This is a genomic window from Streptomyces sp. AF1A (assembly GCF_047340315.1).
In the GTDB taxonomy this organism is placed as follows: domain Bacteria; phylum Actinomycetota; class Actinomycetes; order Streptomycetales; family Streptomycetaceae; genus Streptomyces.
Genome location: NZ_JBLEBI010000356.1, coordinates 1 through 2,189 on the forward strand (window position 1 = coordinate 1; position 2,189 = coordinate 2,189).

Annotated in this window: 3 protein-coding genes; all 3 read right to left on the bottom strand. The window is 75.1% G+C overall.

Translation table 11 applies throughout. The features are described from left to right. Window positions 1-9 precede the first annotated feature (9 nt). Complete coding sequence (locus tag ACLU3S_RS36765; protein WP_413956318.1) at window positions 10-891, bottom strand: DMT family transporter; 882 nt, start codon at window positions 889-891, stop codon at window positions 10-12. 123 nt (window positions 892-1,014) lie between these two features. Further along, window positions 1,015-1,551, bottom strand: a complete 537-nt coding sequence (locus tag ACLU3S_RS36770) for a hypothetical protein (protein WP_413956319.1) — start codon at window positions 1,549-1,551, stop codon at window positions 1,015-1,017. Then, window positions 1,548-2,189: hypothetical protein (locus tag ACLU3S_RS36775; RefSeq protein WP_413956320.1), on the bottom strand; the 642-nt coding region annotated here is incomplete at its 5' end. The genes ACLU3S_RS36770 and ACLU3S_RS36775, both read right to left, overlap by 4 nt.

The window sequence follows — 2,189 nt, forward strand, 5'->3', positions numbered from 1 at the left end:
CGCGCGTCCTCACGTGGTGACGCCCTGCTCCTGCGCGGAAACCGGTACGACGACGATGCGCTGGACGGCCCGGCTCAGCACCACCACCCCCGCGACGATCAGCAGCGCCCCGCCCACCTCCGGCACGAGCCACCAGCCCGTGCGGATCCGCTCGTCGAACAGGGTCATGCCCAGGGTGAGGCTGACCACCGCGTCGCCGATGGTCAGCGCGGGCTGGGCCGCGGCCAGCGGGCCGGCCTGAAGGGCGTTCTCCAGCAGCAGCACGGCGGCCACGCCGGCGAGCGCGAAGGCGTACGTCTGCCACGACCGCAGGAACGCCACGAAGCCGTGGTCGGCGAACGTGCCGGTGGCCGATTTCAGCAGCGCGGCGGTCAGGGCGTTGCCCGTCGCGGAGGCGGCGGCCAGCAGCGCGGCGCGCCGGGCCGCGGGGCGCCCGGGGCGGGCCAGCAGGACGGCGACGGCCATGACGCCGACGCCCAGGCACAGCGCCGGGATCCAGCGTGTCAGCGGAGCATGGTCGAGCGCGCCGTGCGGGGCCGCCGCGGTGAGCAGGATGGTCAGGCCCGCCACACAGCCGCCGACGCCCCACCATCCCGAGCGGGGCAGCCGCCGGTGCATCAGCGGGGCGGCGACCAGCAGCGCGAAGGGCAGCTCCAGGATGAACAGCGGCTGAACGAGTGCGAGCGGGCCGTTCACCAGGGCCAGACTCTGGAACAGCGCGGCACCGACCACGCCGCACATACCGATCATCCACAGGGGCCGGCGCACCAGGTCCGCGACCAGCCGGAGCCCGCCGCGGCTGCTGGTGGACGCGGCCTTGCGCTGGAACGCGGTCCCGACGGCGTTGCTCGCCGCTCCGGCGACGGCGAACGCCGCTGCCAGTTCGATCACGACCGTCTCTCCTGCCTCGGGGCCCGTCTCCCGGAAGAGCGTCGGGCTCCTTCAGCCTACGGAAGTGCGCTGCGGCACGCGGTCCGAGCAGCCGGCGACCGGACGGTGCCCCGGGGCCGTGTGTCAGGCGGCGCCCGGCCCGGTCCTGCGCAGCGCGGTGTCGGCCTGCCGCACGCGCCAGGTCTCCAGGGTGTCCTGCTGCCGCCGGGCCCGCTCCAGGAGCCGGTCCAGGAGCCCGGGGTCCAGGCGCTTGTCCGTCGCGGTGAGCCGGCGCAGGGACTCCCAGCCGGCCGTCTTGCCCTCGACGCCCACGCGCAGCGCCTCCAGCTCCAGGACGGTGCTGAGCGGGGAGCGCCGCACCAGGCGGCCGTTGCCCTTGAGCCGCCCCAGCTTCTCGGCCGTCCAGCCCGCGCAGACCTTGGAGCGGCGCACGGGAACGCCCAGGTCGCGCATGATGCCGAGTAGCGTGGTCCGGTCCTGGGCGATCTCGGCGGCGACCGGTCCGATGGCCCTGCCGAGCGCCGTGCCCCGGGCCGATCGCGCCAGGTGGCCGATCCGCTCGCTGGCCGCGGTGGCGCCGGCGAGGTGGTCGTTGAGATAGATGCCGAGCAGTTTCATGTCGGTGCTCGGGGTGTCCGTGGAGTGTGCTGGGGCCTTCATCGGGGTCTCCTCGAGGGTCGTACGTCGCGTCCCGACGGCCGCGGGATGCCGACCGTGGTCGTCACGCGGACGAGGCAGGGGGTGCGGGGCGTCGAGCCGAAGCCGAACCGCACGGGCGGGTCCACGGTTGTCAGCGGGCCCAGATCCCGTCCCTCGTGGGTGGCGGTCACGGTGGTGATCGGGTGCAGGTCGCGTGCGCCGTACCACTCGTACCGGCCGCCCCCCGCCGTGCCGCGCGTGCGCGCGTCGAACAGCAGGCGGGCGGGGACATCCGTCAGGGCGGTCCAGCAGGTCCGGGTGGCCGCCGTACCGGGCACGGCCCGCAGCAGCAGCCCCACCGGGCCCCGCCGGCCGACGGTGAAGCGCAGATCGAGCAGCCCTTCGGCGGCCAGCGTCCAGTGGTCGCCGGCGACCCGCACCCGCAGGGGTACGACGCGCACCTCGTCGAAGGCGTAGGTGCCGGCGATGAAGTCCGCCGCCCGGCGGGTCGGGGCCAGCAGCAGGCGGTGGCCGTCGGCCCGTTCCAGCATCACGTCGCTGATCGGCCCGAACGGGGAGCAGGGCCAGTGGCCGAGCACCAGGCGGGTCCCCGACGTCGTGCCGATCCCGGCGATCCACCCGTCGAAGCGCAGCCGGAC

What these genes read in the sequence shown, in the direction of transcription:
- ACLU3S_RS36770 (WP_413956319.1), bottom strand. Translation starts at nt 1,551, where the DNA reads ATGAAGGCCCCAGCACACTCCACGGACACCCCGAGCACCGACATGAAA.